This window comes from Compostimonas suwonensis, assembly GCF_002797855.1.
Taxonomy (GTDB): domain Bacteria; phylum Actinomycetota; class Actinomycetes; order Actinomycetales; family Microbacteriaceae; genus Compostimonas; species Compostimonas suwonensis.
This window is the reverse complement of record NZ_PGFB01000003.1, coordinates 484562-507923: the sequence shown is the minus strand read 5'-3', so window position 1 is coordinate 507923 and position 23362 is coordinate 484562. Positions and strand designations below refer to the sequence as shown.

The following is a 23362-nucleotide window of genomic DNA, read 5'->3' as shown; positions in this document are numbered from 1 at the left end:
TGAGAAGGGCATCCGGAAAATCGTGCACGGCCCGGCCACGGCTGCGGCCGGGCTTTACGGCGGGGTCCAGTCCCGTCCGTCGACGCCCCAGCAGATGAGGAGCCAGCCCAGCTGCAGTGCGAGGCTCACGATCACGACAGCCACGCGATAGACGGCCGACTTGGGCAGCGCGATCGCGCCGAGCAGCGGGAAAAGCGGCGCGAGCAGGCGAAACGTGCTCGACTGCGGAAAGAACACGGCCAGCAGGTAGAGCGCGTAGCTCGCGATCCAGAATCTCAGGTCGACGCCGAGGCGCTTGACGATCGGCGTGAAGAGCAACGCCGCGAAGCCCAGGATCAGCACGGCGACGACGACCGACCCGAGCGGGCCGTGCAGCCACCAGTTGCCTCCCTGGAACCAGGCCGTGAAAGGCACCAGATCGACGTAGCCGATGTACGCCGAGCGCCAGGCGAGTTCGGTGTCGGTGTAGGCCGAGAAGTCGCCGGTCACGGCCCACGCGATGAGCAGCCAGGCCACCCCCATGATGCCGCTGAACACGGTGGCGGATGCCGCGGCCACCCGCTCCCGCACCGGGAAGGGGTCGCGCGCCCTCGTGAACCACCGGTACACGACGTGCAGGGCGAGCGCGAGAGCGAAGGCGAGCGCCCCCGGCCGGGTGAAGGCCATCACCGCGAGCACCGGGAACAGCAGCCAGTAGCGGCGCTCGAGCAGCAGGTAGAGGGCGAGCGCGATGAGGAAGAGGAACATCGACTCGGCGTAGGCGAGCTGCATGAGCGGCGACACCGGTGCGACGCACAGGAGCACGACCGAGAACAGCGCCGCCTGCGGCTCGAGCACCTTCGCCATGAGCTTGTAGAAGAGGAGGGCCGTGCCGAGCCCGAAGACCACCGAGACGATAACCGCGGCGACCCCCCAGGGCAGGCCCGTGAGGAACATGAGCGCCGAGACGATCCCCGGGTACGCCGGCATGAACGCCCAGGCGTTCTCGGCGACGTGCCCGTCGTCGGTCATCGGCAGCTCGCTCGGGTAGCCCCAGCCGGCGACGATGTTGTACCAGCGGCCGTCCCAGAGAGTCGCGTAGTCGAAGTACCCGGGGCTCGCGCCCGTCCACGCGTTCTCGCCCTGCACGCTCGCGAGCACGAGGAGCATGACCGTCGTCAGGGCGCGGGCGATCACGAAGATCGCGAGGACTTTCGCCCACCAGGGTGTGCGGCGGTACAGCTCGACCATCAGCCGGCGGTGAGCCAGGCCCGCAGGCCGCGTTCGCAGTCGACGATCTGATCGAGCGGCACCCGCTCGTCGTCGGCATGGGCTTTCAGCGGGTCGCCGGGGCCGTAGTTGACGGCGGGGATGCCGAGCGCGGAGAAGCGCGCGACATCCGTCCACCCGTACTTGGGCCGCGCCTCGCCGCCGACGGCCTCGAGGAAGCCCTGGGCGATCGGCGCCGTGAGCCCCGGGCGAGCGCCCTCGGCGAGGTCGACGACCGTGACCTCGTAGCCCGCGAAGAGCTCCTCGAGGTGGGCGACGGCCTCGGCGCCCGAGCGGCTCGGCGCGAAGCGGTAGTTGATGTGCACCATGGCCTCGTCGGGGATCACGTTGCCCGCGACTCCCCCGCTGATGCCCACGGCGTTGAGACCCTCGCGGTACACGAGCCCCTCGACCTCGACCTCGCGCGGAACGTACTCGGCGAGGGTCTGCAGCACGAGGGCGAGCTTGTGGATGGCGTTGTCGCCCACCCAGGAACGCGCGGAGTGGGCACGGAGGCCCCGGGTTCGCACCTCCACACGCAGATTGCCGTTGCATCCGCCCTCGACCCGGCCGTTGCTGGGCTCGCCGAGGATCGCGAAGTCGCCAGCGAACAGCTCGGGGCTGTTGCGCGCGAGCCGGCCGAGACCGTTGAGCTCGGCGGAGACCTCCTCGTGGTCATACCACATCCACGTCACGTCGATGCTCGGATCGGTGAGCTCCGCAGCGAGCTTGAGCTGCACGGCCGTGCCCGACTTCATGTCGACCGTGCCGCGCCCCCACAGGTAGTCGACGCCGTCGATCGTCTCGAAGCGGGTCGGCAGGTTGCCGTTGAGCGGCACCGTGTCGATGTGCCCGGCGATGATGGCCCGCAGCGGGCGGCCGAGCCGGGTGCGGGCGACGATCGTGTCGCCGTCCCGCAGGATCTCGAGGTGATCGAGGCCCGCGAGCGCCGCCTCGATCGCGTCGGCGAGCGGTGTCTCGTCGCCCGAGACCGACTCGATGTCGCAGATCTGACGGGTCAGCTCGACAGCGGATGCCGCGAGGTCGAGGCTCGGCGCCGGATGCCCGTTCTCGGGCTGCTCGCTGGGTGGCATTCCTCGATTCTATGGGTCGTCGCGCTGCTGCACGCCTGCGGGCGGGGCCGCTACCCTGGAGGCATGTCCAGTGCTTCCCCTGAATCGACCGCGCCCGCCAACGCCTGGGGCTACGGCCTCGCGACGATCGCCGGAGACGGCACGGTGCTCGACACCTGGTACCCGGAGCCGCAGCTCGGCACCCTGCCCGCGGGCCGCGACCGCTGGATCGCCCCCGCCGAGCTCGAGGCGCTCGCCACCCCCGACGAGCGCCGCAACGTGCGCATCGACATCGTGACCGTCGAGATCGACCTGCAGTCGCCGCCCGTCGACACCCCCGACGCCTACCTGCGCCTGCACCTGCTCTCGCACCTGCTCGTGCGGCCCAACACGATCAACCTCGACGGCATCTTCGGCTTCCTGCCGATCGTCGTCTGGACGAACGCCGGCCCCGTGCTCCCGGCCGATTTCGACCGGCTGCGGCCGACACTGCAGCGGGCCGGCATCCATGCGACGGGCATCGACAAGTTCCCGCGCCTGCTCGACTACCTGAGCCCCGCGAAGGTGCGCATCGCGGATGCCTCGCGCGTGCGTCTCGGCGCCCACCTCGCCCCCGGCACGACCGTCATGCACGAGGGCTTCGTCAACTTCAACGCGGGAACGCTCGGAACCTCGATGGTGGAGGGCCGCATCTCGCAGGGCGTCGTCGTGGGCGACGGCTCCGACATCGGCGGCGGCGCCTCGATCATGGGCACCCTCTCCGGCGGCGGAACCCAGCGGGTGAGCATCGGGGCCCGCGCCCTGCTCGGCGCCAACTCGGGCATCGGCATCTCGATCGGCGACGACTCGGTCGTCGAGGCCGGCCTCTACGTGACGGCGGGCACCAAGGTCGTGGTCGCCGACGGCTCGCCGACCCCGCGCACCATCAAGGCCGTCGAGCTGAGCGGCGTGCCGAACCTGCTGTTCCGCCGCAACTCGCTCACCGGCGCGGTCGAGGTGCTCGCACGCAGCGGCTCCGGCATCGAGCTGAACGCCGCCCTGCACGCCTGAGCTGCTCCGCCCGGCCGAGCTGTTCGGCCGCCCACCCCATCACTTGCGCCAAACGGCCGAAGTGGGGGGGGTCGAAACCGGCCATTTGGCCGCAATCGGTGGGCGCGATGACGTGATTCGATCCGCAGGGGAACGCGCCTGCCCAAAATCCACCGACTTACGCCATATGGCCGTTCTCGGGCGTCGAAAACGGCCATTTGGCGCAAGTGGGGCGAACCGCGGGCGTGGAGGAGGGGGAACCGCCCCACGCACCACCCCGCGACTCAGCGGGCGGGGAAGTCGCGTGCCGGCGAGCCCACGTACAGCTGCTGCGGGCGGCCGATCTTCGTCTGCGGGTCGTTGTTCATCTCGCGCCAGTGGGCGATCCAGCCCGGCAGGCGGCCGATCGCGAACAGCACCGTGAACATCCGCGTGGGGAAGCCCATGGCCTTGTAGATGACGCCCGTGTAGAAGTCGACGTTGGGGTAGAGCTTGCGCTCGATGAAGTAGTCGTCGGCGAGCGCCACGGCCTCGAGCTCCTTGGCGATGTCGAGCAGCGGGTCCTGCACACCGAGCGCCTCGAGAACCTCGTCGGCGCTCTGCTTCACGAGCCGCGCGCGCGGGTCGAAGTTCTTGTAGACGCGGTGGCCGAAGCCCATGAGCCGCACGCCGTCTTCCTTGTTCTTGACACGCTCGACGTAGCGGGCCACGCCCTCGCCCGAGTCGCGGATCTTCGCGAGCATCTCGAGCACGGCCTCGTTGGCCCCGCCGTGCAGCGGGCCGAAGAGGGCGTTGATGCCCGCAGAGACGGAGGCGAAGAGGTTGGCCTCCGTCGAGCCGACGAGACGCACGGTCGACGTCGACGCGTTCTGCTCGTGGTCTTCGTGCAGCATGAGCAGACGTTCGAGGGCCTTGCTCACGACGGGGTTGACCTCGTAGGGCTCCGCGAGGGTGCCGAAGTTGAGGCGCAGGAAGTTGTCGACGAAGCTCAGCGAGTTGTCGGGGTAGAGGAACGCCTGGCCGAGGCTCTTCTTGTGGGCGTAGGCCGCCATCACGGGGAGCTTCGCGAGCAGGCGGACGGTCGTGATCTCGACCTGCTCGGGATCCTTGGGGCTCAGCGAGTCCTGGTAGTAGGTCGAGAGGGCCGACACGCCGGCTGCGAGCACCGACATGGGGTGCGCGTTGTGCGGCAGGGCGTCGAAGAAGCGCTTGAGGTCTTCGTGCAGGAGGGTGTGACGGCGGATGCGGTTGTCGAACTCCTCGAGTTCGCTCGCCGAGGGCAGCTCGCCGTAGATGAGCAGCCACGCGGTCTCGAGGTAGCTCGAGTTGGCGGCGATCTGCTCGATCGGGTACCCGCGGTAGCGCAGGATGCCCTGATCGCCGTCGATGTAGGTGATCGCCGACTTCGTGGCGGCCGTGTTGACGAAACCGTAGTCGAGCGTGGTCAGGCCGGTCTTCTTGGTGAGCGTCGACACGTCGATGCTGTCGGCGCCGTCGACCGCCTTCAGGAGCGGGAACTCCGCGCTGCCCCCGGGGAAGGTCAGTGTGGCCGTCTGCGGTGCGTCGGGCTGCACCGTGCCCGCCTGCGCTGGGGCCGTCCGGGGCTCCGGAGCGCCCATTTCCTCACCGATTGCCGTCACAACGCCTCCTCGAGTTCTTCCGCGGATTACTCAGCCGATTCGAGCACACCACTCGTGGCGGTGCCTGTGAACCGAGAGCAAGCCTATTCGCTCGACAAGGCTACTGTTGCACCATCCAATAAGAAACGGAATCCGTTGTACCGCCTGGCCAATCGAACTCAGCCCTGGCGCGACGCCCGACTCGCGGCGACCCGCACCCCGCCCGACGTGCTCAGGCGAGACGGGAGACGGCCGCCTCGATGCGCTCGTCGCTCGCCGTGAGCGAGAGCCGCACGTGGCGCGTGAAGTGGTCGCCGTAGAAGACCCCCGGCCCGGCAAGGATTCCGAGGTCGGCCAGTCGCCCGATCGACTCCCAGGAGTCGCGGTCCTCGCTCGCCCACAGGTACAGCCCCGCCTCGCTCGCGTCGATGCGGAAGCCCGCCCCCTCGAGCGCGGGCTTCAGAAGCGCGCGGCGGGCGCGGTAGAGCTCACGCTGGGCGTCGACGTGAGCGTCGTCGCCCAGCGCCACGATCATCGCCGCCTGGAGCGGAGCCGGCACGATGAGGCCGGCGTGCTTGCGCACGTTGAGCAGGCGCGCGATGACCTCGGGGTCGCCGGCCACGAAGGCCGCCCGGTAGCCGGCCAGGTTCGACTGCTTGCTGAGCGAGTAGACGGAGAGCACGCCGTGCAGATCGTCGCCGACCACACGCGGGTCGAGCACGCTCGGGATGGGCCGCGACATCCACTCGCCCTCCCAGCCGAGCTCCGCGTAGCACTCGTCGCTCGCGAGCACCGCGCCGAGCACGCGCGCGCGGGCGACGGCCGCGGCCAGCTGCTCGACATCGAGCACCCGCCCGTCGGGGTTGCCGGGGCTGTTGAGCCAGACGAGCTTCGTGTTCCGCGGCCACTCCGCCGGGTCGTCGGAGGCGACGGCCGTGGCCTCCGCGATCGCGGCGCCGATGGCGTACGTCGGGTAGGCGGCACGCGGATGCACCACCACGTCGCCCGCGCCGAGCCCGAGCATAAACGGCAGCCACGCCACGAGCTCTTTCGAGCCGATCGTCGGCAGAACGGCATCCGCCCCCAGCCCGGAGACGCCGCGGCGGCGTTCGAACCACCCGACGATCGCCTCGCGCAGGGCCGGGGCGCCCGCGGTCGTGGGGTAGGCGTGCGCGTCCGTCGCCGTGGCCAGGGCCTCGCGGATGATGAGCGGGGTCGGGTCGACGGGCGAGCCGATCGACAGGTCGACGACGCCGTGTGGATGCCGCGACGCACGTTCGACGAAAGGACCCATCAGGTCCCAGGGGTAGTCGGGAAGCTGGTGCAGCACGAGTTCAGCCGGCTCAGTGCGCCTGCGGGGGCAGGGCCATGATGACCGGGTGATCCTTCTTGATCACGCCGACCTTGGCGGCTCCGCCGGGCGAGCCGATGTCGTCGAAGAACTCGACGTTGGCCTTGTAGTAGTCGGCCCACTGCTCGGGCAGATCGTCTTCGTAGTAGATCGCCTCGACGGGGCACACGGGCTCGCACGCCCCGCAGTCGACGCACTCGTCGGGGTGGATGTAGAGCGACCGTTCACCTTCGTAGATGCAATCCACGGGGCATTCGTCGATGCACGCGCGGTCTTTGACATCCACACAGGGAAGCGCGATCACGTAGGTCACAGTGGTGAGAATTCCTTCGAACGATGTCTTTTCATCCTACGCCAGTGATGCACGGCGACCGCTCGCAGGGCCCCTCTGCGGATGAGCGCGAGCGTGAGCGTCCGGGTTGTGCCTCGGTGCCCCCGGGTGCTCGGCTCAGCGCTCGGGTCGGGGCGGGATGCGCGGCCAGGCGACCACGATCGTCGCGACGAGGGTGGGGGCGATCGTCCAGACGAGCCCGATCGTGCCCTGCGGGATGAGCACCGAGCCGCCGGGGCCCGGCAGCGAGAGCAGGGCGATGACCGCGAGGATGCCGATCGCCGCGATGAGCACGATGAGCCGGTCGTGCAGCACGAGCCGCAATCCCACGAGCAGCGCCGTGACACCGAGGAGGGAGAGCACGAGCCCGATCGGAACGGCGGTGTCGCCGATCATGACCATCTTCTGCTGGGCGACCGTGCCGAGCAGGCCGAAGACCGCTCCGATGACGAAGGAGACGACGTAGGTGGTGATCCGCTGCGGGAGGGTCGGGGCGACGTCCTCGACGACAGGGAGCGGAGGAGGCGACCAGCGGCGGAAGGACTCGACCCGGCCGATCGGATGCCGCTGCCCGCCCGAGAGCACGAACTCGTCGTCCTCGACCGTGAGCTGGCTCGCGTGGGCGGCCATGGCGGCGCGTTTGGCGGCGAAGTCCCGGGGGTCGTTCTCGGGTGCAGGTCGCAGGTCGACGATGCGGCGGCTCGCGGCATCCTCGGCCGTGTGCGCACCGGCTGCCGTGTGTGCGTCGGAGCCCTCGATCAGGTAAAGGGGGGCGCCCGTGAGCGAGGCGGCGAGCGTCGTCGCCTCGTGCACCCGCACGTGGTCGGGATGCCCGTAGCCGCCGTCCGCGTCGTAGCTCACGACGGCCGTCGGGCGCAACTGGTCGATGACGCTCACGACGTCGGCCGCGATCTCGTCGAGGTCGGCAGCGCACAGGTCGTCCGGTCCGAGGGTGTCGGGGGCCTGCGCCCGGCCGTCGCCGCCCCACTGCATACCCGAATCGCGATAGATCCGCTCGGGCAGGCCGTGCGCCCGAGCCTCCGCCGAGCCGAGGAAACGCTGATCGGAGACCCCGACCGCCGCCATCGCCATCGCGAGCTCGTGGGAACGGTGGACCGCGAGCTCCGCGGTGCCCTCGAGGATCTTGAGTGGCCCGGGAACGACTTCGCCCCGTTCGCCACGGGTCGCCGTCAGCACCGTGACCTGCGCGCCCTCGCGCACGAGCCTCGCGAGGGTTCCGCCCGTGGCGATGCTCTCGTCATCCGGGTGCGCGTGCACGAAGAGCACACGCTCGGTGACATGCTGCACGACCACTCGCCACTCCTCGTTCTCCGCGCCGAGCGGCGCCTGAAACAGCTTAGATGCATCCGGGATTCAGGGGCGGTGTGCGAGGCGGAGCATGTGAGCGACCATTCGCCCACCTCCCCTGCACAGGATGTCTCATGCTGGGGTCGTCCACAGCTCAAGGTGCCCTGACCTGGTGTTGTCGATGATTTCTGGTCGCAGATCACCGGCAGCACCGGGTCATCGGCACGCTCGGTGGTGAAGCTCGCCGGCGCATCTGCACGTTCCGCAATCGGCTAACGTCGCCACAACGTGACCGTCATATCCCCTATCTCGGTTTTCTTGAGTCTGTCAAATCGAGCTGCACGCATGAGGTCGACCTCTGCGGAGGCATCGTCATTGCTCACGACCCAGATTCGACGGGCGGTCCGGATCCGTTCTTTCAGCTCATCGCGGGTCACCAGCTCATCCGAATACGAGCCGGTGGAAAAGTATGGCGTTCGCAATGCCAGATCGACGAGGTCAGCGAACGCCGTCGGGTAGGCGGCAAGAGCGACTCGCGGCCGCAGAGACACGATGCCCAGGTCACCGAGGAGGAAAGCATCTCCGGGCATCGCCTCACTCCCTACGGCATTAGCCACCGCTCGGAGATTCTGACCGCCGGGCTTGGCCGTATCGGCGCGAACAGCCACGAAGTAGGGCGCTCCCGCCGCGAGGATCACGGCAAGGGCCCCGACCGCGAATCGACGGGGAAACGAGACCACGGCCATGGCGGTGAGCAATGCCAGCGCGGGCGCGGACGTCGACACGTATCGAGGAGTGAACACAGGTTGAAAGATCAGGCTCGCCGTGACCAGCACCAGCAGTGGGGCCAGCAACCACACGAGCAGAAACACCACGGTGCGATCGATCGCAAGCCTTGTGAGCACGATGCAGATGACGATGATGCCGAGGACGATGAGGGTCATCCACCAGGCGGAGCCGAAGAACGTCTCCACGCCAATCGTGTAGGGATTGAGCAGTTGATTCTGCAGCCAAGCGAGCTGTTCGCTCTGATAGACCGCGATTGCGGCTATCGGCACGGCAAGCACACCCGGGAACAACACGCCGAGGGCGACACGCAGACGTCTCGTCCGGCCCTGAGGCGCTCCCCAGAGCGCGATCACCAGGAACGCCGGAAGGACGAGCACTGAATAGAGGAACACGTAGATGGACAGTGTCATCAGGATCACGTAGGCGAACCACCACCTCCGGCGAGACCTGATGGCGGACAGAAGACAGACCGCCGACCAGATGACAAGGGCGGTCGCGATGGCATATGACCTGGCCTCGATCCCGTTGAAAGCGGTACGGGGCAGGACCGTGAAGATGGCTGCTGCCGCCAGTCCCACTGCCGAGCTCGCCACGTGCAGACCGAGTCGGTAGAGGCCCGCGGCGGCCGCACCGATGGCAATGATCGATGGCGCTCGCACAGATAGCTCAGACTCTCCGAATATCTGAATCCACACGTGCATAAAAGCCGCATAGACACAATGAACGCCGTCCTTGCTCTCCACGAAGGCGAGCAGTTGCCCCCAGGAAAGGCGCGCGAGCCGCAACGTCGCCGCCTCATCGTTCCAGAACGACGGCAGCCACGACCCGATCGCCGTCACTAGAGCCGCGACCGACCCGATAGTCGCGGACACCGCTGCGGTCTGGCGCCTGTTCATCTGGAAGGACTCGATGGGCGGGAGACCGAGGCACGCATGGCCGCGACCGCGATGAAGAATCCAGTGCCCGAAAAGAAGATCGATACCCCGATCGAATGAATCGAAACCTTGATGGCCGTGGAGCGAAGCGGCTGAGTGAGACGGAACGGCGCCCGATCAGGACCGACGGCACCCACGACCGCAGCGAGTCGAAGCTGTTCGACCCGCCCATCCAGACACGATACGGGGTTCCGCTTCACAGAGGGATACCGATGCGCAGAGGGGCACCGAATTGTGCGATGCCGAGTTTAGCGACCGAATAGACACATGTCGTCTCGTGCCTGTACGAGGAGTGGACCTCGCTCAGCCCAACGTCGCTCAGCCCAAGGAGACCACAGTCGCGCACATCATGATCCTCGCACCAGGCCCCATCCTCCTGACCGCAACGCTCATAGGAAACGCAGATAGACAGATCGGCCGATCGCGCATTAGAGTCGATGAAGCTAGGCAAGGCTAGCCTTACTCAGCCAGGCACTCATCGCCACTCATCCCCGCCATTCATCCCCGTCACTCCCGGAAGACACTCGGTGCTCGCAAATTACCTCATCGGCCTTCGTGAAGGCTTGGAAGCGGCTCTCGTCGTCACCATCCTCATCGCCTACGTCATGAAGGTCGGCCGCCGTGATGTGCTGCACCGGCTCTGGATCGGGATCGGTCTCGCCGTGCTCCTTGCTCTGGGCATCGGCGCCATCCTCACCTTCGGCACCTACGGCCTGAGCTTCGAGGCCCAGGAGGCGATCGGCGGCAGCCTCTCCATCGTCGCGACCGGCCTCGTCACCTGGATGGTCTTCTGGATGGTGCGCACCGCGAAAGACCTCAAAGGCCACCTGCACGCGTCCGTCGACCGCTCCCTCGAAGGGGCGGCATGGGGCCTCGTGCTCGTCGCATTCCTCGCCGTCGGCCGCGAAGGCATCGAGACCGCGCTCTTCATCTGGGCCGCCGTGCAGGCCACGGGCGAGACGACCCTGCCTCTGCTCGGCGCAGGCCTCGGCATCCTCACCGCCGTCGCCCTCGGCTGGCTCATCTACCGCGGCATGCTGCGCATCAACCTCGCCAAGTTCTTCACCTGGACGGGTGCCATCCTCATCATCGTGGCCGCGGGAGTGCTCTCCTACGGCGTGCACGACCTGCAGGAGGCCGGCATCCTGCCCGGGCTGGGCAACCTCGCCTTCGACGTGAGCGGCGCCATCCCGCCCGACAGCTGGTACGGCACCCTGCTCAAGGGAACGGTCAACTTCTCCCCCGCCACCACCTGGCTCGAACTCATCGTGTGGCTGCTCTACGTCGTCCCCACCATGACCTTCTTCATCGCACTGTCGCGACAGAAGAAAGGCACACCGCGTCGTGACGCCCCGAGCCGACAGACGACGGATGCCGCGGCATCCGTCGCCGCGGGGCACTGAGTCCATCAACCGAGTCCAACCACCACAGCACCACCACACAGCACCATCACAAGGAGAAGCATGAACAAGCGCGCCATCCTGCTCGCGGCCGCCGCCGTCGCGGGCACACTGGCCCTCAGCGGCTGCGTCGCCAACGCCTCGAGCTCGAGCGATGCCACCAAGCTCACGGTCGACAGCACGGCCGACGACTGCGTCGTCTCGTCGGGTGAGGCCCCCAGCGGCACCATCGCCTTCACGGTGAGCAACTCGAGCGATCAGGTCTCCGAGTTCTACCTGCTCGCCGACGACGGTCTGCGGATCGTCGGCGAGGTCGAGAACGTCGGGCCGGGCGTCACCCGAGACCTCGTCGTGCAGGCCAAGCCGGGCGACTACTTCACGGTCTGCAAGCCCGGGATGGTCGGCGACGGCGTGGGGCGCGCGGCGTTCACCGTCACCGACAGCGGCAAGCCGGTCGAGCTGGCCGGAGACCTGCAGCAGCAGGGCGAGGCCGCCGCGACCAACTACGTCGCCTACGTGAAAGACCAGGTCGCGCAGCTCGTGCCGGCGACCCAGGCCTTCCTCGACGCCTATCTCGCCGGCGACGACGAGACCGCCCGCAGCCTCTACCCGACCACACGCGCCGACTACGAGCGCATCGAGCCCGTCGCCGAGTCGTTCGGCGACCTCGACCCCGAGATCGACTTCCGTGAGGCCGACGTCGCGGAAGGCGACGAGTGGACCGGCTGGCACCGCATCGAGAAGGATCTCTGGCCCCCGGCCGCCGCCGACAACGGCGGAACCGAGTACGTCGCGCTGACCCCCACGGAGCGCAGCTACTACGCCGACAAGCTCGTCGCCAACACGCAGGAGCTCTACGACGCCGTGCACGCCGACGACTACACGGTCACGATCGACGCGATCTCCAACGGCGCCATCGGCCTGCTCGAAGAGGTCGCGTCCGGCAAGATCACGGGCGAGGAGGAGATCTGGTCGCACACCGACCTCTGGGACTTCCAGGCGAACCTCGAAGGCGCACGCGTCGCCTACGAGGGCGTGCGCGACATCGTCGAGACCAAAGACGCCGACCTCGTCTCACAGATCGACGAGCAGTTCTCGTCGCTCGAAGACCAGCTCTCGGCCTACGGCAGCCTCGACTCCGGCTTCACCTACTACAACGAGCTCACGACCGCCCAGGTCAAAGACCTCGCCGACGGCGTCAACGCCCTCAGCGAGCCGCTCAGCCAGCTGACCGCGGTGCTCGTGCAGTAGTCCTTCACCAGTGTTCTCACGACGAGAACTCCTAGGCTGAACCAATGCACAACAACGACCACAGCGGGCACGGCGACCAGTCAGGGCACGGCGAGCAGTCCACGCCGAGCGACGCGCCCGTGGAACGCCGTGGGCTCTCGCGACGCGCCCTCCTCGGCCTCGGCATCGCCGGGGCCGGGGTGGTCGGTGCGGGAGTCGGGGTCGCGGCCGACCGGCTGCTCGTGCAGCCCGCGGTCGCGGCATCCGGAGCCGCCGGCGTCTATCCCTTCTACGGCGAGCATCAGTCCGGCATCGTCACGGCCGCTCAGGATCGCCTGCACTTCGCCGCCTTCGACGTCGCCGACATCAGCCGCGACGAGCTCGTCGAACTGCTGCAGGACTGGACGGTCGCGGCGGCACGGATGACTCAGGGCGGCTCCGCGGGCGAGTTCGGCCCCGCGAGCGGCCCCTACGACGCACCCCCGGACGACACGGGTGAAGCCCTCGACCTGCCCGCCGCCGGCCTCACGATCACCTTCGGCTTCGGCCCCACGCTCTTCCAGACCGCGGACGGCACGGACCGGTTCGGTCTCGCCTCCCGTCGGCCCCCGGCGCTCATCGAGCTTCCGCACTTCCCCGCAGACGCCCTCGTCGACACGCTCACGGGCGGTGATCTCTGCGTCCAGGCCTGCAGCGACGACCCGCAGGTCGCCGTTCACGCCATCCGCAACCTCTCGCGGATCGCCTTCGGGCGGGCATCCGTGCGCTGGTCGCAGCTCGGCTTCGGGCGCACCTCGTCGACGACCCGCGCGCAGACGACCCCGCGCAACCTCTTCGGCTTCAAAGACGGCACGGCGAACCTCAAAGCGGAGGACACGGCGCAGGTCACCGACCACGTCTGGGCACACCCCGACGACGGGGCGGCCTGGATGGCGGGCGGCAGCTACCTCGTCTCCCGCAAGATCCGCATGACCATCGAGACCTGGGACAGGCAGTCGCTGCGGGAGCAGGAGACCCTCATCGGCCGCACGAAGGGCGAAGGCGGACCGCTCTCGGGCGGCACCGAGTTCCACGAGCCCGACTTCGCGACCACGGGGCGCGACGACGCGCCGCTCATCGACGCCGACTCGCATCTGAGCGTCGCCCACCCCGACCACAACGACGGTGCAGTCATCCTGCGCCGCGGCTACAACTTCGTCGACGGCAACGACGACCTCGGCCGGCTCAACGCGGGGCTGTTCTTCATCTGCTTCCAGCGCGACCCGGCAACCCAGTTCGTGCCGATCCAGCTGAACCTCGCCAAGAACGACAGGATGAACGAGTACATCCGTCACGTCGGCTCGGGGATCTTCGCGGTTCCGCCGGGGGCGAGCGAGGGCGGCTACATCGGGTCGGGGCTGTTCGAGGGTCGCTGAACGATCGCGCCGGCGCGGTGACCTGCCGCCTGGACCGCTGCTACTGCGGGGTGACCGTGTACACGACGCCGTCGGCCGAGCCCAGGAGCCCGACCGTGTAGGTGCCGTTGCTCAGCTGCACGATACCGCCACCGTCTGTCGACAGGTCGTTGTCGACGGTGAAACCGGCGGCGACGAGCTTCTCCTTGGCGGCGTCGAGGGCATTCGCGGCCTCGACGGTCACGACCCAGCCCTGTTTGCCCTCGACGGTCGAGCCGAGCCCGGACGCCGTTCCGTCGATGAGCACGACCTCGGCGGGGAAGCCCTCCGGCACCCCGCCGTCGATGTTCAGATCGACGTCTTCACCGGTCTGGTCTTTGATGACCTGCTCGATCCCGCCCTCGAGCGGGTTGCCGATACAACCGGAGAGCAGAGGCGCGATGACGAGCGCTCCGGCGAGCGCGAGTGTCAGCGTGAGTCGTGTGCGTCGGACGGCCATGATCGGGTCTCCTCGGTCTTGTTCCGTGCTGTGTGGTTCTGAGCCGTGCTGCTGCTTACGACAGACCCTACTGCTTCTTGAGGCGCGAGATCGAGCGTGCGCGCGCGGTCTGGTCGAGCTCGACCTTGCGGATGCGCACGATCTCGGGGGTGACCTCGACGCACTCGTCCTCGCGGGCGAACTCGAGGCTCTCCTCGAGGGTGAGCTGACGCGACGGCGTCATCGACTCGAAGGTGTCGGAGGTCGACTGACGCATGTTGGTCAGCTTCTTCTCCTTGGTGATGTTCACGTCCATGTCGTCGGAGCGCGAGTTCTCGCCGATGACCATGCCCTCGTAGACCTCTTCCGTGGGGTTCACGAAGAAGGTCATCCGCTCCTGGAGCGCGATGATCGCGAAGGGGGTGACGACACCCGCGCGATCGGCGACGATCGAGCCGTTGCTGCGTGTGACGATGGGGCCGGCCCACTCGTCGTAGCCGTGCGAGATCGCGTTGGCGATGCCGGTTCCGCGGGTGATCGTGAGGAACTCCGTGCGGAAGCCGATGAGGCCGCGGCTCGGAACGATGAACTCCATGCGCACCCAGCCGGTTCCGTGGTTGGCCATGTTGTCCATACGGCCCTTGCGGGCTGCGAGCAGCTGGGTGATGGCGCCGAGATGCTCCTCGGGCGCGTCGATCGTCAGGTGCTCGTACGGCTCCTGGGTCTTGCCGTCGACCTTGCGCGTGACGACCTGGGGCTTGCCGACCGTGAGCTCGTAGCCTTCGCGGCGCATCTGCTCGACGAGGATGGCGAGCGCGAGCTCACCACGGCCCTGCACCTCCCATGCGTCGGGGCGACCGATGTCGACGATCTTGAGCGAGACGTTTCCGACGAGCTCGCTGTCGAGACGGTCGCGCACCATACGCGCCGTGAGCTTGTGGCCCTTGACCTTGCCGACGAGCGGCGAGGTGTTGGTGCCGATCGTCATCGAGATCGCAGGGTCGTCGACCGTGATGGCCGGCAGCGGGCGGATGTCGTCGGGGTCGGCGAGGGTCTCGCCGATCGTGATGTCGGGGAAGCCCGCGACGGCCACGATGTCGCCGGGGCCGGCGCTCTCGGCCGGGTAGCGGTCGAGGGCCTTGGTGATGAGCAGCTCGGTGATGCGCACGTTGGAGCTGCTGCCGTCGTGACGCACCCAGGCGACCGTCTGGCCTTTCTTGAGCGTTCCGTTGAAGATGCGCAGGAGCGCGAGACGGCCGAGGAAGGGCGAGGCGTCGAGGTTGGTGACGTGCGCCTGCAGGGGGTGCTCGTCGTCGTACTCGGGCGCGGGGATGTGCTGGAGGATCGCCTCGAAGAGCGGCTCGAGGTCGTCGTTGTCGGGCAGCGTGCCGTTCTCGGGCTTGTTGAGGCTCGCGGCGCCGTTGCGGCCGGAGGCGTAGACGACGGGAACGTCGAGGATCGCGTCGAGGTCGAGATCGGGAACGTCGTCGGCCATGTCGCTCGCGAGACCGAGCAGGAGGTCCTGGCTCTCGGCCACGACGTCGTCGATGCGTGCGTCGGGGCGGTCGGTCTTGTTGACGAGCAGGATGACGGGGAGCTTCGCCTCGAGCGCCTTGCGCAGCACGAAGCGGGTCTGCGGCAGCGGGCCCTCGCTCGCGTCGACGAGCAGCACGACGCCGTCGACCATGGACAGGCCGCGCTCGACCTCGCCGCCGAAGTCGGCGTGGCCCGGGGTGTCGATCACGTTGATCGTGATGGGGCCCTCGGTCGCGTGCTTGCCCTTGTACGAGATCGCCGTGTTCTTGGCGAGGATCGTGATGCCCTTCTCGCGCTCGAGCTCGTTGGAGTCCATCGCGCGCTCTTCGACGTGCGAGTGCTCGGCGAAGGAGTTCGTCTGCTTGAGCATGGCATCGACGAGAGTCGTCTTGCCGTGGTCGACGTGGGCGACGATCGCCACATTGCGCAGGTCGTTGCGGGAGGCACGCGCCATGAAGGGTTCCTTTGAAGATGAAGGGAGTGGGGGCCAGACGTGGCCCAACCACCCATTCTACCGCACGGATGCCGCGTCTCGCTGTGAACAGCTGGGATCGGCTGCGAACGCCGGGCGAACCCTTTCCAGGGGCCGCCCGGCATCCTCTACCTCATCCGTTCAGATCCCGAGCGCGATGCCCGCCCCGGGGATCGCATCGAGCAGATCCTGCGTGTACTTCTCGCGGGGGTTGTCGAAGACCTCGTCGGTCGTCGCCGCCTCCACGATCCGGCCCCGCTGCATGACCGCCACCCTGTCCGCGATCACCCGCACGACCGCGAGGTCGTGCGTGATGAAGAGGTAGGTGAGATCCATCTCGGCCTGGAGGTCGGCCAGCAGTCGCAGGATCTGCGCCTGCACGAGCACGTCGAGCGCTGACACGGCCTCGTCGAGCACGACGATCTCGGGCTTGAGCGCGAGCGCGCGGGCGATCGCGACCCTCTGGCGCTGACCGCCCGAGAGCTCGTTCGGGTACCGGGTGACGAGCGCCTCCGGCAGCGCGACCTGGTCGAGCAGCTCCCGCACCCGCGCGCGGCGGGAGGCGCGGTCGCCCACCTTGTGGGTGTTGAGAGGCTCGGCGATCGTGTTGCCGATGTTGCGCAGCGGGTCGAGCGAGCCGTACGGATCCTGGAAGACGGGCTGCATCCGGCTGCGCAGCTCGAGGAGCGGCTTGCCTGTGAGCGGTGCGAGATCGACTCCGCCGATCGCGATGCGCCCGCTCGTGGCATCCTCGAGCTTGAGGAGCATCTTGGCGACCGTCGACTTGCCCGAGCCCGACTCTCCGACGAGGGCCATGGTCGTGCCCCGCTCGATGGAGAACGAGACCTTGTCGACTGCGGTCAGCGAGCTCGCCGCACCCTTGACGCCGCGGATCTTGTAGACCTTCGTCAGGTCTTCCACGACGATCGCGGCTTCGCGGGCCGCAGCGGAGGCCTGGGCCTCGGCGCGGGCCTCGGCCGCCTGGATGAGGTCGATGCCCTCCGTGACCTTCGGCGCCTCGTAGTCGATGTCGACGAGGTGCTGCGAGGCCGACTGGATGCGCCGCGACGCGAGGCTGGGAGCCGCGGCGACCAGGCGCTGCGTGTAGGGATGCATCGGATTCTGGAGGATCTCGGCCGACGGCCCCGCCTCCACGACCTTGCCCTTGTACATGACGACGAGCTGCTCGGCGCGCTCGGCGGCGAGCCCCAGGTCGTGCGTGATGAAGAGCACCGAGGTGCCGATGTCACGGGTGAGCGTCTCGAGGTGGTCGAGGATGCGCCGCTGAACCGTGACGTCGAGGGCGGAGGTCGGCTCGTCCGCGATCAGGAGCTTCGGGCGCGACGCCAGGCCCATGCCGATGAGCACGCGCTGGCGCATGCCGCCCGAGAACTGGTGGGGGAACTGCTTCATCCGCTTGTCGGCGTCGGCGAGGCCGGCATCCTTCAGCACCTGGATGGCGCGGTTCTTGACGTCTTTGCGGTCGCTGGCGAGCCCGTTGGCGCGGATCGCCTCCTCGACCTGGAAGCCGATGCTCCAGACCGGGTTGAGGTTCGCCATCGGGTCCTGCGGCACGAAGCCGATCAGCCGGCCGCGCACGTCCTGCAGCTGCTTCTCCGAGAAGGTGGTGAGGTCCTGGCCGTCGAAGAGCACCCGGCCGCCCGTGATCTTGCCCGATCCGGGGAGCAGGTTGATGATCGCGTGCGCCGTGGTGGACTTGCCCGACCCCGACTCCCCCACGATCGCGAGGGTCTTGCCCGCGCCGAGGGTGAGGTTGACGCCGTTGACGGCGGGCACGAGGCCCGTCTGCGTCTGGAAGCCCACGTGCAGATCCGTGATCTCGAGCAGTGGCCGCTCGCCCATCGCCGTCTGCCCGCCCCTCGCTGCCTGCTCTGCCTGCTCTGTCTGCGCTGCCTGCTCGCTCATCGCTGTGCCCTCGCCTTCGGGTCGAGTGCGTCGCGCACGACCTCGCCCATCACGATGAACGCGAAGACGGTGATCGAGAGCGCGATCGACGGATAGATGAGGGTCTGCGGCGCCGTGCGCAGATCGCCCTGGGCCTGGCTGATGTCGTTGCCCCACGACATCACGTTCGGGATCCCGAGTCCGAGGAACGACAGGGTGGCCTCCGCCGTGATGGCCGCTGCCAGCGAGATCGTGGTGACGACGATGACCGGCGCGATCGAGTTGGGCAGCACGTGACTCACGAGGATGCGGAACCGCGACACCCCGATGGCGGTGGAGGCCATCACGAAGTCGGATGTCTTCACCCTCAATATCTCGGATCTCAAGACCCTCGCCGTCGCCGGCCAGGCGAAGATGCCGATGGCCAGGGAGAGCACGAAGACGTTCCGATACGCCGAGAGCACCGACATGACGACCACGGCGGCCAGGATGTAGGGGATCGAGAAGAAGATGTCGCCGACGCGCGAGAGCACGCCGTCGAGCCATCCGCCGTAGAAGCCCGCGAAGGCGCCGAAGACGATCCCGAGCACGCTCGTCAGCACGATCACGATGAACCCGACCGAGACCGATGTCGATGTGCCGTGGATGATGCGCGAGTAGATGTCGCAGCCCTGCTTGGTGAAGCCGAGGGGGTGGCCGGGAGCGGGGCCCGCGTTGCTGTTCGAGAGCTGGCAGTCGTCGACCGGGGAGGTCTGCGTGAACAGGCCCGGGAAGAGCGCCACGATGACGACCAGCAGGATGATCGCTGCGGAGATCCAGAAGAACGGACGTCTCCGCAGGTCGCGCCAGGCGTCGATCCAGAGGTTGCTCGGCTTCTCGCCGACCCTCACGGAGTCGACGGCGACCAGCGAGGTCTCGTCGATGGGCGCGACGAAGTGCGTGCTCGACGGCGTCGCACTCCGCTGCGGGTCATCCGGTCGGTCGGACCCGGTGGGACCACCGGTGAAATCATTTGACATAACGAATCCTTGGGTCGAGCACGGCGTAGAGCAGGTCGACGACGAGGTTGACCACCACGTAGATGAGCACCATGACGGTGACGAAGGAGACGACCGTCGGCCCCTCGCCCCGGATGATGGCCTGGTAGAGCGTTCGCCCCACGCCGGGCACGTTGAAGATGCCCTCCGTGACGGTCGCGCCGACGAGCAGCACGCCGAAGTCGGTGGCGAGATAGGTCGTCACGGGGATGAGCGAGTTGCGCAGGATGTGCACCGGCACGATGCGACGCCGGCTGAGGCCCTTGCTGTAGGCCGTGCGCACGAAGTCCATGCCCGAGGTCTCGATGACCGAGGAGCGGGTGAGCCTCATGATCTGCGCGAAGCTGATGCTCGCCAGGACGAAGGCGGGCAGGATGAGGTCTTGGATCGGTGCGCCCGCACCCACCGTCGTCCTCGCCCAGCCGAGCTGGATGCCGAAGACGAACTGCGCGACGAAGGCGATCACGAAGATCGGCAGCGAGATCAGGATGAGACTCACGACGAGAGAGCTCGCGTCGAAGAGCTTTCCTTTGCGCAGGCCCGAGACCAGGCCGATCCCGATTCCGGCGACCGTCTCGATGAACAGCGCGAGGAGCGCGAGGCGGATCGTGACGGGGAAGGTCTGGGCCAGGATCTCGCTCACCGGCTGGCCGGAGTAGGAGATCCCGAAGTCGCCCCGGAAGATCCCGCCCATGTAGATCAGGTACTGGACGATGAAGGGCTGATCGAGGTGGTACTGCGCGCGCAGCTGGTCGAGCACGGCCGGGCTCGGCGTCTTGTCGCCGAAGAGGGCGAGGATCGGGTCGCCGGGCATCGCGAAGACCATGAAGTAGATGAGGAAGGTCGTCCCGAAGAAGACCGGGATGACCTGTGCCAGGCGGATGAGAATGTATCTGGTCATTCTCTACGCCGCCGGAACTGCCGAAAATACCGAAAATACGGGATTGCGCATTCGAGGAACCTAACTGGAGGGGGCAAGAGGCCGCCGACGGCGGCATGATGTGGGGCGGCAGCCTGAGGGCTGCCGCCCCACATCGTTCACGAGAGGCCTGTTTCGGACGGATCCGACGGACTACTCGTTCTTGGTCACCTCGTAGTAGAGCGGCACCGAGTTCCAGCCGAACTTGACGTTCGAGACGGCCTCGGAGGAGCCGCCCGTGACGTTCGAGTACCACAGCGGGATGACGGGGAGGTCCTGGAACAGGATCTCCTGTGCGGCCTGGTACTTCTCGTTCGCGGCATCCTCATCGGCCGCGGACGAGCCCTCGGCGAGGAGGGCGTCGAAGTCGGGGTTCGAGTAGTCGCCGTAGTTCGAGCCGGCGCCCGTCTGGTACAGCGGGGAGAGGAAGTTGTACAGACCCGGGTAGTCGGCCTGCCATCCCGAGCGGAAGGCCGTCTGGATCGTGCGGTCGTCCTCGGCGGTCAGGAGCTCGGCGAAGGTCGGGTAGGGAGCGCCCGATGCGTCGATTCCGAGGGTGTTCTTGATGCTGTTGCTGACCGCGTCGACCCAGCTCTGGTGCCCGCCGTCCGCGTTGTACGCGATCTGGAAGGTGCCGTCCCACGGCGAGATGGCGTCGGCCTGGGCCCACAGGTCCTTGGCCTTGTCGGGGTCGTAGCCGAGCACCTCGGAGCCGGGGATGCTGTCGGAGTACCCCGCGATGACCGGCGAGGTGAAGTCCTTGGCCGGCGTGCGCGTGCCCTCGAAGATCACGTCGGTGATCTCGTCGCGGTTGATCGCCATCGAGATGGCGGCGCGGCGGAGCTTGCCCTCCTCGCCACCGAAGTGGGCGAGGCGGTCCGGGATGGTGAAGGACTGGAAGATCGCGGCGGGCTGGTTGACCGCGCGGTCGCCGAGGTCGCTCTCGTAGGTCGAGAACGCGCTGTCCGGGACGGCGTCGAGCACGTCGAGGTTGCCTCCGAGCAGGTCGGAGTACGCGGCGCCCTGGTCGGCGTAGAAGACGATGTCGAGGCCGCCGTTCTGGGCCTTGCGTCCGCCGGTGTAGTCGGGGTTGGTCACGAGGCTGATGCGCTCGTTGTGCTTCCACGCGCCTTCGCCGTCGAGCTTGTAGGGTCCGTTGCCGACCGGGTTCTCACCGAAGGCGTCGAGGTCGTCCCACGCCGAGGCCGGCAGCGGGTAGAAGGCCGAGTAGCCGAGGCGCAGCGGGAAGTCCGCCTGCGGGGTCGTGAGGGCGACGGTGAAGGTGAGGTCGTCGACGACCGTGAGGCCGCTCAGCTCGCTGTCCTCGGTCGCGCTGTAGCCCTGGATGGGCTCGAAGAAGTACTGGCCGCCCTGGGCGTTGCTCGTGAGCGCGCCGTACTGCCAGGCCTTCACGAACGAGTCGGCGTCGACCGGCTCCCCGTTGGTGAAGGTCTGGTCGGGCTTGATCTTGATCGTGTAGTTCTGGGCGTCATCGGACTCGATCGACTCGGCGAGATCGTTGACGGGATTGCCGTCCTCGTCGTAGTAGACCAGCCCGGCGAAGATCGCGTCGACGATCTTTCCGCCGCCGACCTCGGTCGTGTTGGTCGGGATGAGCGGGAACTGCGGCTCGGAGCCGTTGGTCGTGATGACCGCGCTCGTCGAGGCCGACGAGGATGAGGAATCCCCGCTTCCGGTCGCGCATCCTGTGAGTGCGAGTGCTCCGGCGGCCGCGAGGGCCAAAGCCCCGAGACCCAGTCTTCTGATCTTCAATTTTCCTCCTGTGCAAGGTGTGCAAGGTGTGCAAAGTGCGCGCGGGCAGCCCGTTGTGACGGGCGCGCGCGTTGGATAGCTACCGACCCTAAATGGGGGTTGACACATCTCCAAATCTTTGGCGCAAAAGTTACATACTGGTAATCAAAGCCGCAGATTCTTTGCGTTCAAGTCTTGAATTAAAGCTCATTCCTCACCGAGATGCAAAAAACGAGCGCGCCTCATCGTTTCCTCCGAGCGATTCGTCAGGAAGCATCTGACCCGTGCTGAGAGGATGGCCGACATGGACTCAGAGAGGCTCGACGGGCGCATTCGCCTGGTCTTCGACGGCGATTGCGGCTTCTGCACGACAGCCGTCGGCTGGCTCGAGCGCGTGCTGCCGGTGATGCCGAAAGCCGTTCCCTACCAGTGGGCCGATCTCGACTCCGCGGGCCTGACGACGGCGGATGCCGCGTCGCGCGTGTGGCTCGTGACCCCGAGTCACCAGTACGGCGGGCACCTCGCCGTCGCCGCGATCCTGCGCCATCAGCCGGTGGCCTGGATGCGGACCCTCGGCTGGCTGGGCACGGTGCCTCCCTGGTCGTGGGCTGCGGCATCCGCCTACTCGCTCGTGGCGCGCTACCGCCACCGCCTCCCGGGAGGGACCCCCGCGTGTCAGATTCGCCGCTGAGCTCGCCGACCTCGCCGCCTCCGCCGACCGCGCCGAGCGCACCGCCTCCGCCGACCGCGCCGAGCAGAGCGCGGATCTGGACGGAGATCGTTCTCGTGCTCGGGCTCTCGCTCGGGGCGTCCGCGGTCTATTCGATCGTGAACATCATCGCGAGGCTCACCGACGTCACGCCGCTCTCGGACCAGTCGGCGAGCCTCAACACCTCGCAGAGCCCGCGCGAGTGGCTCGACTTCACCTACCAGTTCCTCGACATCGCCTTCGCGCTCTTCGCCGTGGCGCTCGTGCTGTACCTGCTCTGGCAGCCCGGCCGCAGCCCGTTCCGGCGGATCGGCTTCGACCTCACGCGGCCGGGCCGCGACCTGCTCGGCGGCGTGTCCCTCGTGCTCGTGATCGGCATCCCCGGCCTCGCCCTCTACGCACTCGGGCGGGCGCTCGGCATCACGGTCGCCGTGGTCGCCTCCCCACTCGACACGCACTGGTGGACGATCCCGATCCTCGTGCTGTCGGCCTTCCGCGCGGCGGCCACCGAGGAGATCATCGTCGTCGGCTACCTCTTCACACGCCTGCGGGAACTCGGATGGCGCGACTGGCCGATCATCGTCGCGAGCGCCGTGCTGCGCGGCAGCTACCACCTGTACCAGGGCATCGGGCCCTTCGTCGGCAACGTCGCCATGGGCGTCGTCTTCGGCTGGTGCTACGCGCGCTGGGGGCGCACGATGCCCCTCGTGGTGGCGCACTGGATCATCGACATCGCGTCGTTCGTGGGCTACCCGCTCGCCCTCGCCTGGTGGCCCACCCTCTTCGGCCCCTCCTGACCGGTTGCGCCTTAGCTTCCGGACAGGCGCCCCACCGTGCGCCGTGGGGC

At 67.8% G+C, this 23362-nt stretch carries 19 protein-coding genes; 6 read left to right on the top strand and 13 right to left on the bottom strand.

Translation table 11 applies throughout. The features are described 5' to 3' along the window. Positions 1-54: 54 nt before the first annotated feature. A complete protein-coding gene (locus CLV54_RS10170; RefSeq protein WP_100344842.1) occupies positions 55-1230 on the bottom strand; it encodes a hypothetical protein in 1176 nt (391 codons plus the stop codon). Next, positions 1230-2342, bottom strand: a complete 1113-nt coding sequence (gene dapE / locus CLV54_RS10165; protein WP_100344841.1) for a succinyl-diaminopimelate desuccinylase — start codon at positions 2340-2342, stop codon at positions 1230-1232. The genes CLV54_RS10170 and dapE overlap by 1 nt, the downstream gene beginning before the upstream one ends. A 63-nt stretch (positions 2343-2405) precedes the next feature. Here dapE and dapD point away from each other — a divergent pair, with 63 nt between their 5' ends. After that, entirely contained in the window at positions 2406-3371 is a 966-nt protein-coding gene (dapD, locus tag CLV54_RS10160; protein ID WP_100344840.1) for a 2,3,4,5-tetrahydropyridine-2,6-dicarboxylate N-succinyltransferase, read from the top strand. A 263-nt stretch (positions 3372-3634) separates the two neighbouring features. Here dapD and CLV54_RS10155 read toward each other — a convergent pair whose 3' ends face one another. The 5 genes from CLV54_RS10155 to CLV54_RS10135 form a co-directional block, all read right to left on the bottom strand. Further along, positions 3635-4969: a citrate synthase gene (locus tag CLV54_RS10155; RefSeq protein WP_100344839.1), complete on the bottom strand. Its 1335-nt coding sequence runs from the start codon at positions 4967-4969 to the stop codon at positions 3635-3637. Positions 4970-5201: 232 nt separating this feature from the next. Then, entirely contained in the window at positions 5202-6299 is a 1098-nt protein-coding gene (gene dapC, locus CLV54_RS10150; RefSeq protein ID WP_281258171.1) for a succinyldiaminopimelate transaminase, read from the bottom strand. Between the two features lie 13 nt (positions 6300-6312). Then, positions 6313-6633, bottom strand: a complete 321-nt coding sequence (gene fdxA, locus CLV54_RS10145; protein WP_100344838.1) for a ferredoxin — start codon at positions 6631-6633, stop codon at positions 6313-6315. Positions 6634-6768: 135 nt separating this feature from the next. After that, positions 6769-7965 carry a DUF6113 family protein gene (locus tag CLV54_RS17690; RefSeq protein ID WP_170061978.1) on the bottom strand — a complete coding sequence of 399 codons (1197 nt, stop codon included), beginning with the start codon at positions 7963-7965 and terminating at the stop codon, positions 6769-6771. Positions 7966-8231: 266 nt separating this feature from the next. Continuing rightward, positions 8232-9620, bottom strand: a complete 1389-nt coding sequence (locus CLV54_RS10135) for a glycosyltransferase family 39 protein (protein ID WP_157802914.1) — start codon at positions 9618-9620, stop codon at positions 8232-8234. Between the two features lie 590 nt (positions 9621-10210). On the opposite strand from CLV54_RS10135, the gene efeU reads away from it, so the two are divergent. From efeU to efeB, 3 genes are read left to right on the top strand one after another with little or no spacing between them, the layout of a single operon-like run. Continuing rightward, the gene (gene efeU / locus CLV54_RS10130; protein WP_100344835.1) at positions 10211-11086 is read left to right on the top strand and encodes an iron uptake transporter permease EfeU; all 876 of its coding nucleotides are present in this window, start codon (positions 10211-10213) and stop codon (positions 11084-11086) included. A gap of 60 nt (positions 11087-11146) precedes the next feature. After that, positions 11147-12334 (top strand): iron uptake system protein EfeO, encoded by a 1188-nt coding sequence (efeO, locus tag CLV54_RS10125; protein WP_100344834.1) that lies wholly within the window; start codon positions 11147-11149, stop codon positions 12332-12334. 44 nt (positions 12335-12378) lie between these two features. Next, a complete protein-coding gene (efeB, locus tag CLV54_RS10120) occupies positions 12379-13728 on the top strand; it encodes an iron uptake transporter deferrochelatase/peroxidase subunit (protein ID WP_100344833.1) in 1350 nt (449 codons plus the stop codon). A 40-nt stretch (positions 13729-13768) separates the two neighbouring features. Here the strand turns inward: efeB and CLV54_RS10115 are convergent, their stop codons facing one another. The 6 genes from CLV54_RS10115 to CLV54_RS10090 all read right to left on the bottom strand — a co-directional run bounded on the left by CLV54_RS10115 (position 13769) and on the right by CLV54_RS10090 (position 21827). Next, positions 13769-14206, bottom strand: coding sequence for a hypothetical protein (locus CLV54_RS10115; RefSeq protein WP_100344832.1), 438 nt, complete (start codon positions 14204-14206; stop codon positions 13769-13771). A gap of 67 nt (positions 14207-14273) precedes the next feature. Further along, on the bottom strand, positions 14274-16175 hold the full coding sequence (gene typA / locus CLV54_RS10110; RefSeq protein WP_100344831.1) for a translational GTPase TypA: 1902 nt from the start codon (positions 16173-16175) through the stop codon (positions 14274-14276). A 159-nt stretch (positions 16176-16334) separates the two neighbouring features. Then, positions 16335-18119, bottom strand: coding sequence for a dipeptide ABC transporter ATP-binding protein (locus CLV54_RS10105; RefSeq protein ID WP_170061977.1), 1785 nt, complete (start codon positions 18117-18119; stop codon positions 16335-16337). Beyond that, positions 18116-19117: an ABC transporter permease gene (locus CLV54_RS10100; RefSeq protein ID WP_100344830.1), complete on the bottom strand. Its 1002-nt coding sequence runs from the start codon at positions 19115-19117 to the stop codon at positions 18116-18118. The genes CLV54_RS10105 and CLV54_RS10100 overlap by 4 nt, the downstream gene beginning before the upstream one ends. After that, positions 19107-20036, bottom strand: coding sequence for an ABC transporter permease (locus CLV54_RS10095; RefSeq protein ID WP_100344829.1), 930 nt, complete (start codon positions 20034-20036; stop codon positions 19107-19109). The genes CLV54_RS10100 and CLV54_RS10095 overlap by 11 nt, the downstream gene beginning before the upstream one ends. A 171-nt stretch (positions 20037-20207) precedes the next feature. Further along, entirely contained in the window at positions 20208-21827 is a 1620-nt protein-coding gene (locus tag CLV54_RS10090; RefSeq protein WP_245861562.1) for a peptide ABC transporter substrate-binding protein, read from the bottom strand. Positions 21828-22110: 283 nt separating this feature from the next. On the opposite strand from CLV54_RS10090, the gene CLV54_RS10085 reads away from it, so the two are divergent. Then, complete coding sequence (locus tag CLV54_RS10085; protein ID WP_245861561.1) at positions 22111-22497, top strand: thiol-disulfide oxidoreductase DCC family protein; 387 nt, start codon at positions 22111-22113, stop codon at positions 22495-22497. Next, positions 22479-23312 (top strand): CPBP family intramembrane glutamic endopeptidase, encoded by an 834-nt coding sequence (locus CLV54_RS10080; RefSeq protein ID WP_425430276.1) that lies wholly within the window; start codon positions 22479-22481, stop codon positions 23310-23312. The genes CLV54_RS10085 and CLV54_RS10080 overlap by 19 nt, the downstream gene beginning before the upstream one ends. Positions 23313-23362: the final 50 nt, after the last annotated feature.

What these genes read in the sequence shown, in the direction of transcription:
- CLV54_RS10170 (WP_100344842.1), bottom strand. Translation starts at nt 1,230, where the DNA reads ATGGTCGAGCTGTACCGCCGCACACCCTGGTGGGCGAAAGTCCTCGCG.
- dapE (WP_100344841.1), bottom strand. Translation starts at nt 2,342, where the DNA reads ATGCCACCCAGCGAGCAGCCCGAGAACGGGCATCCGGCGCCGAGCCTC.
- dapD (WP_100344840.1), top strand. Translation starts at nt 2,406, where the DNA reads ATGTCCAGTGCTTCCCCTGAATCGACCGCGCCCGCCAACGCCTGGGGC.
- CLV54_RS10155 (WP_100344839.1), bottom strand. Translation starts at nt 4,969, where the DNA reads ATGGGCGCTCCGGAGCCCCGGACGGCCCCAGCGCAGGCGGGCACGGTG.
- efeO (WP_100344834.1), top strand. Translation starts at nt 11,147, where the DNA reads ATGAACAAGCGCGCCATCCTGCTCGCGGCCGCCGCCGTCGCGGGCACA.
- efeB (WP_100344833.1), top strand. Translation starts at nt 12,379, where the DNA reads ATGCACAACAACGACCACAGCGGGCACGGCGACCAGTCAGGGCACGGC.
- CLV54_RS10115 (WP_100344832.1), bottom strand. Translation starts at nt 14,206, where the DNA reads ATGGCCGTCCGACGCACACGACTCACGCTGACACTCGCGCTCGCCGGA.
- typA (WP_100344831.1), bottom strand. Translation starts at nt 16,175, where the DNA reads ATGGCGCGTGCCTCCCGCAACGACCTGCGCAATGTGGCGATCGTCGCC.
- CLV54_RS10105 (WP_170061977.1), bottom strand. Translation starts at nt 18,119, where the DNA reads ATGAGCGAGCAGGCAGCGCAGACAGAGCAGGCAGAGCAGGCAGCGAGG.
- CLV54_RS10100 (WP_100344830.1), bottom strand. Translation starts at nt 19,117, where the DNA reads ATGTCAAATGATTTCACCGGTGGTCCCACCGGGTCCGACCGACCGGAT.
- CLV54_RS10095 (WP_100344829.1), bottom strand. Translation starts at nt 20,036, where the DNA reads ATGACCAGATACATTCTCATCCGCCTGGCACAGGTCATCCCGGTCTTC.
- CLV54_RS10085 (WP_245861561.1), top strand. Translation starts at nt 22,111, where the DNA reads ATGGACTCAGAGAGGCTCGACGGGCGCATTCGCCTGGTCTTCGACGGC.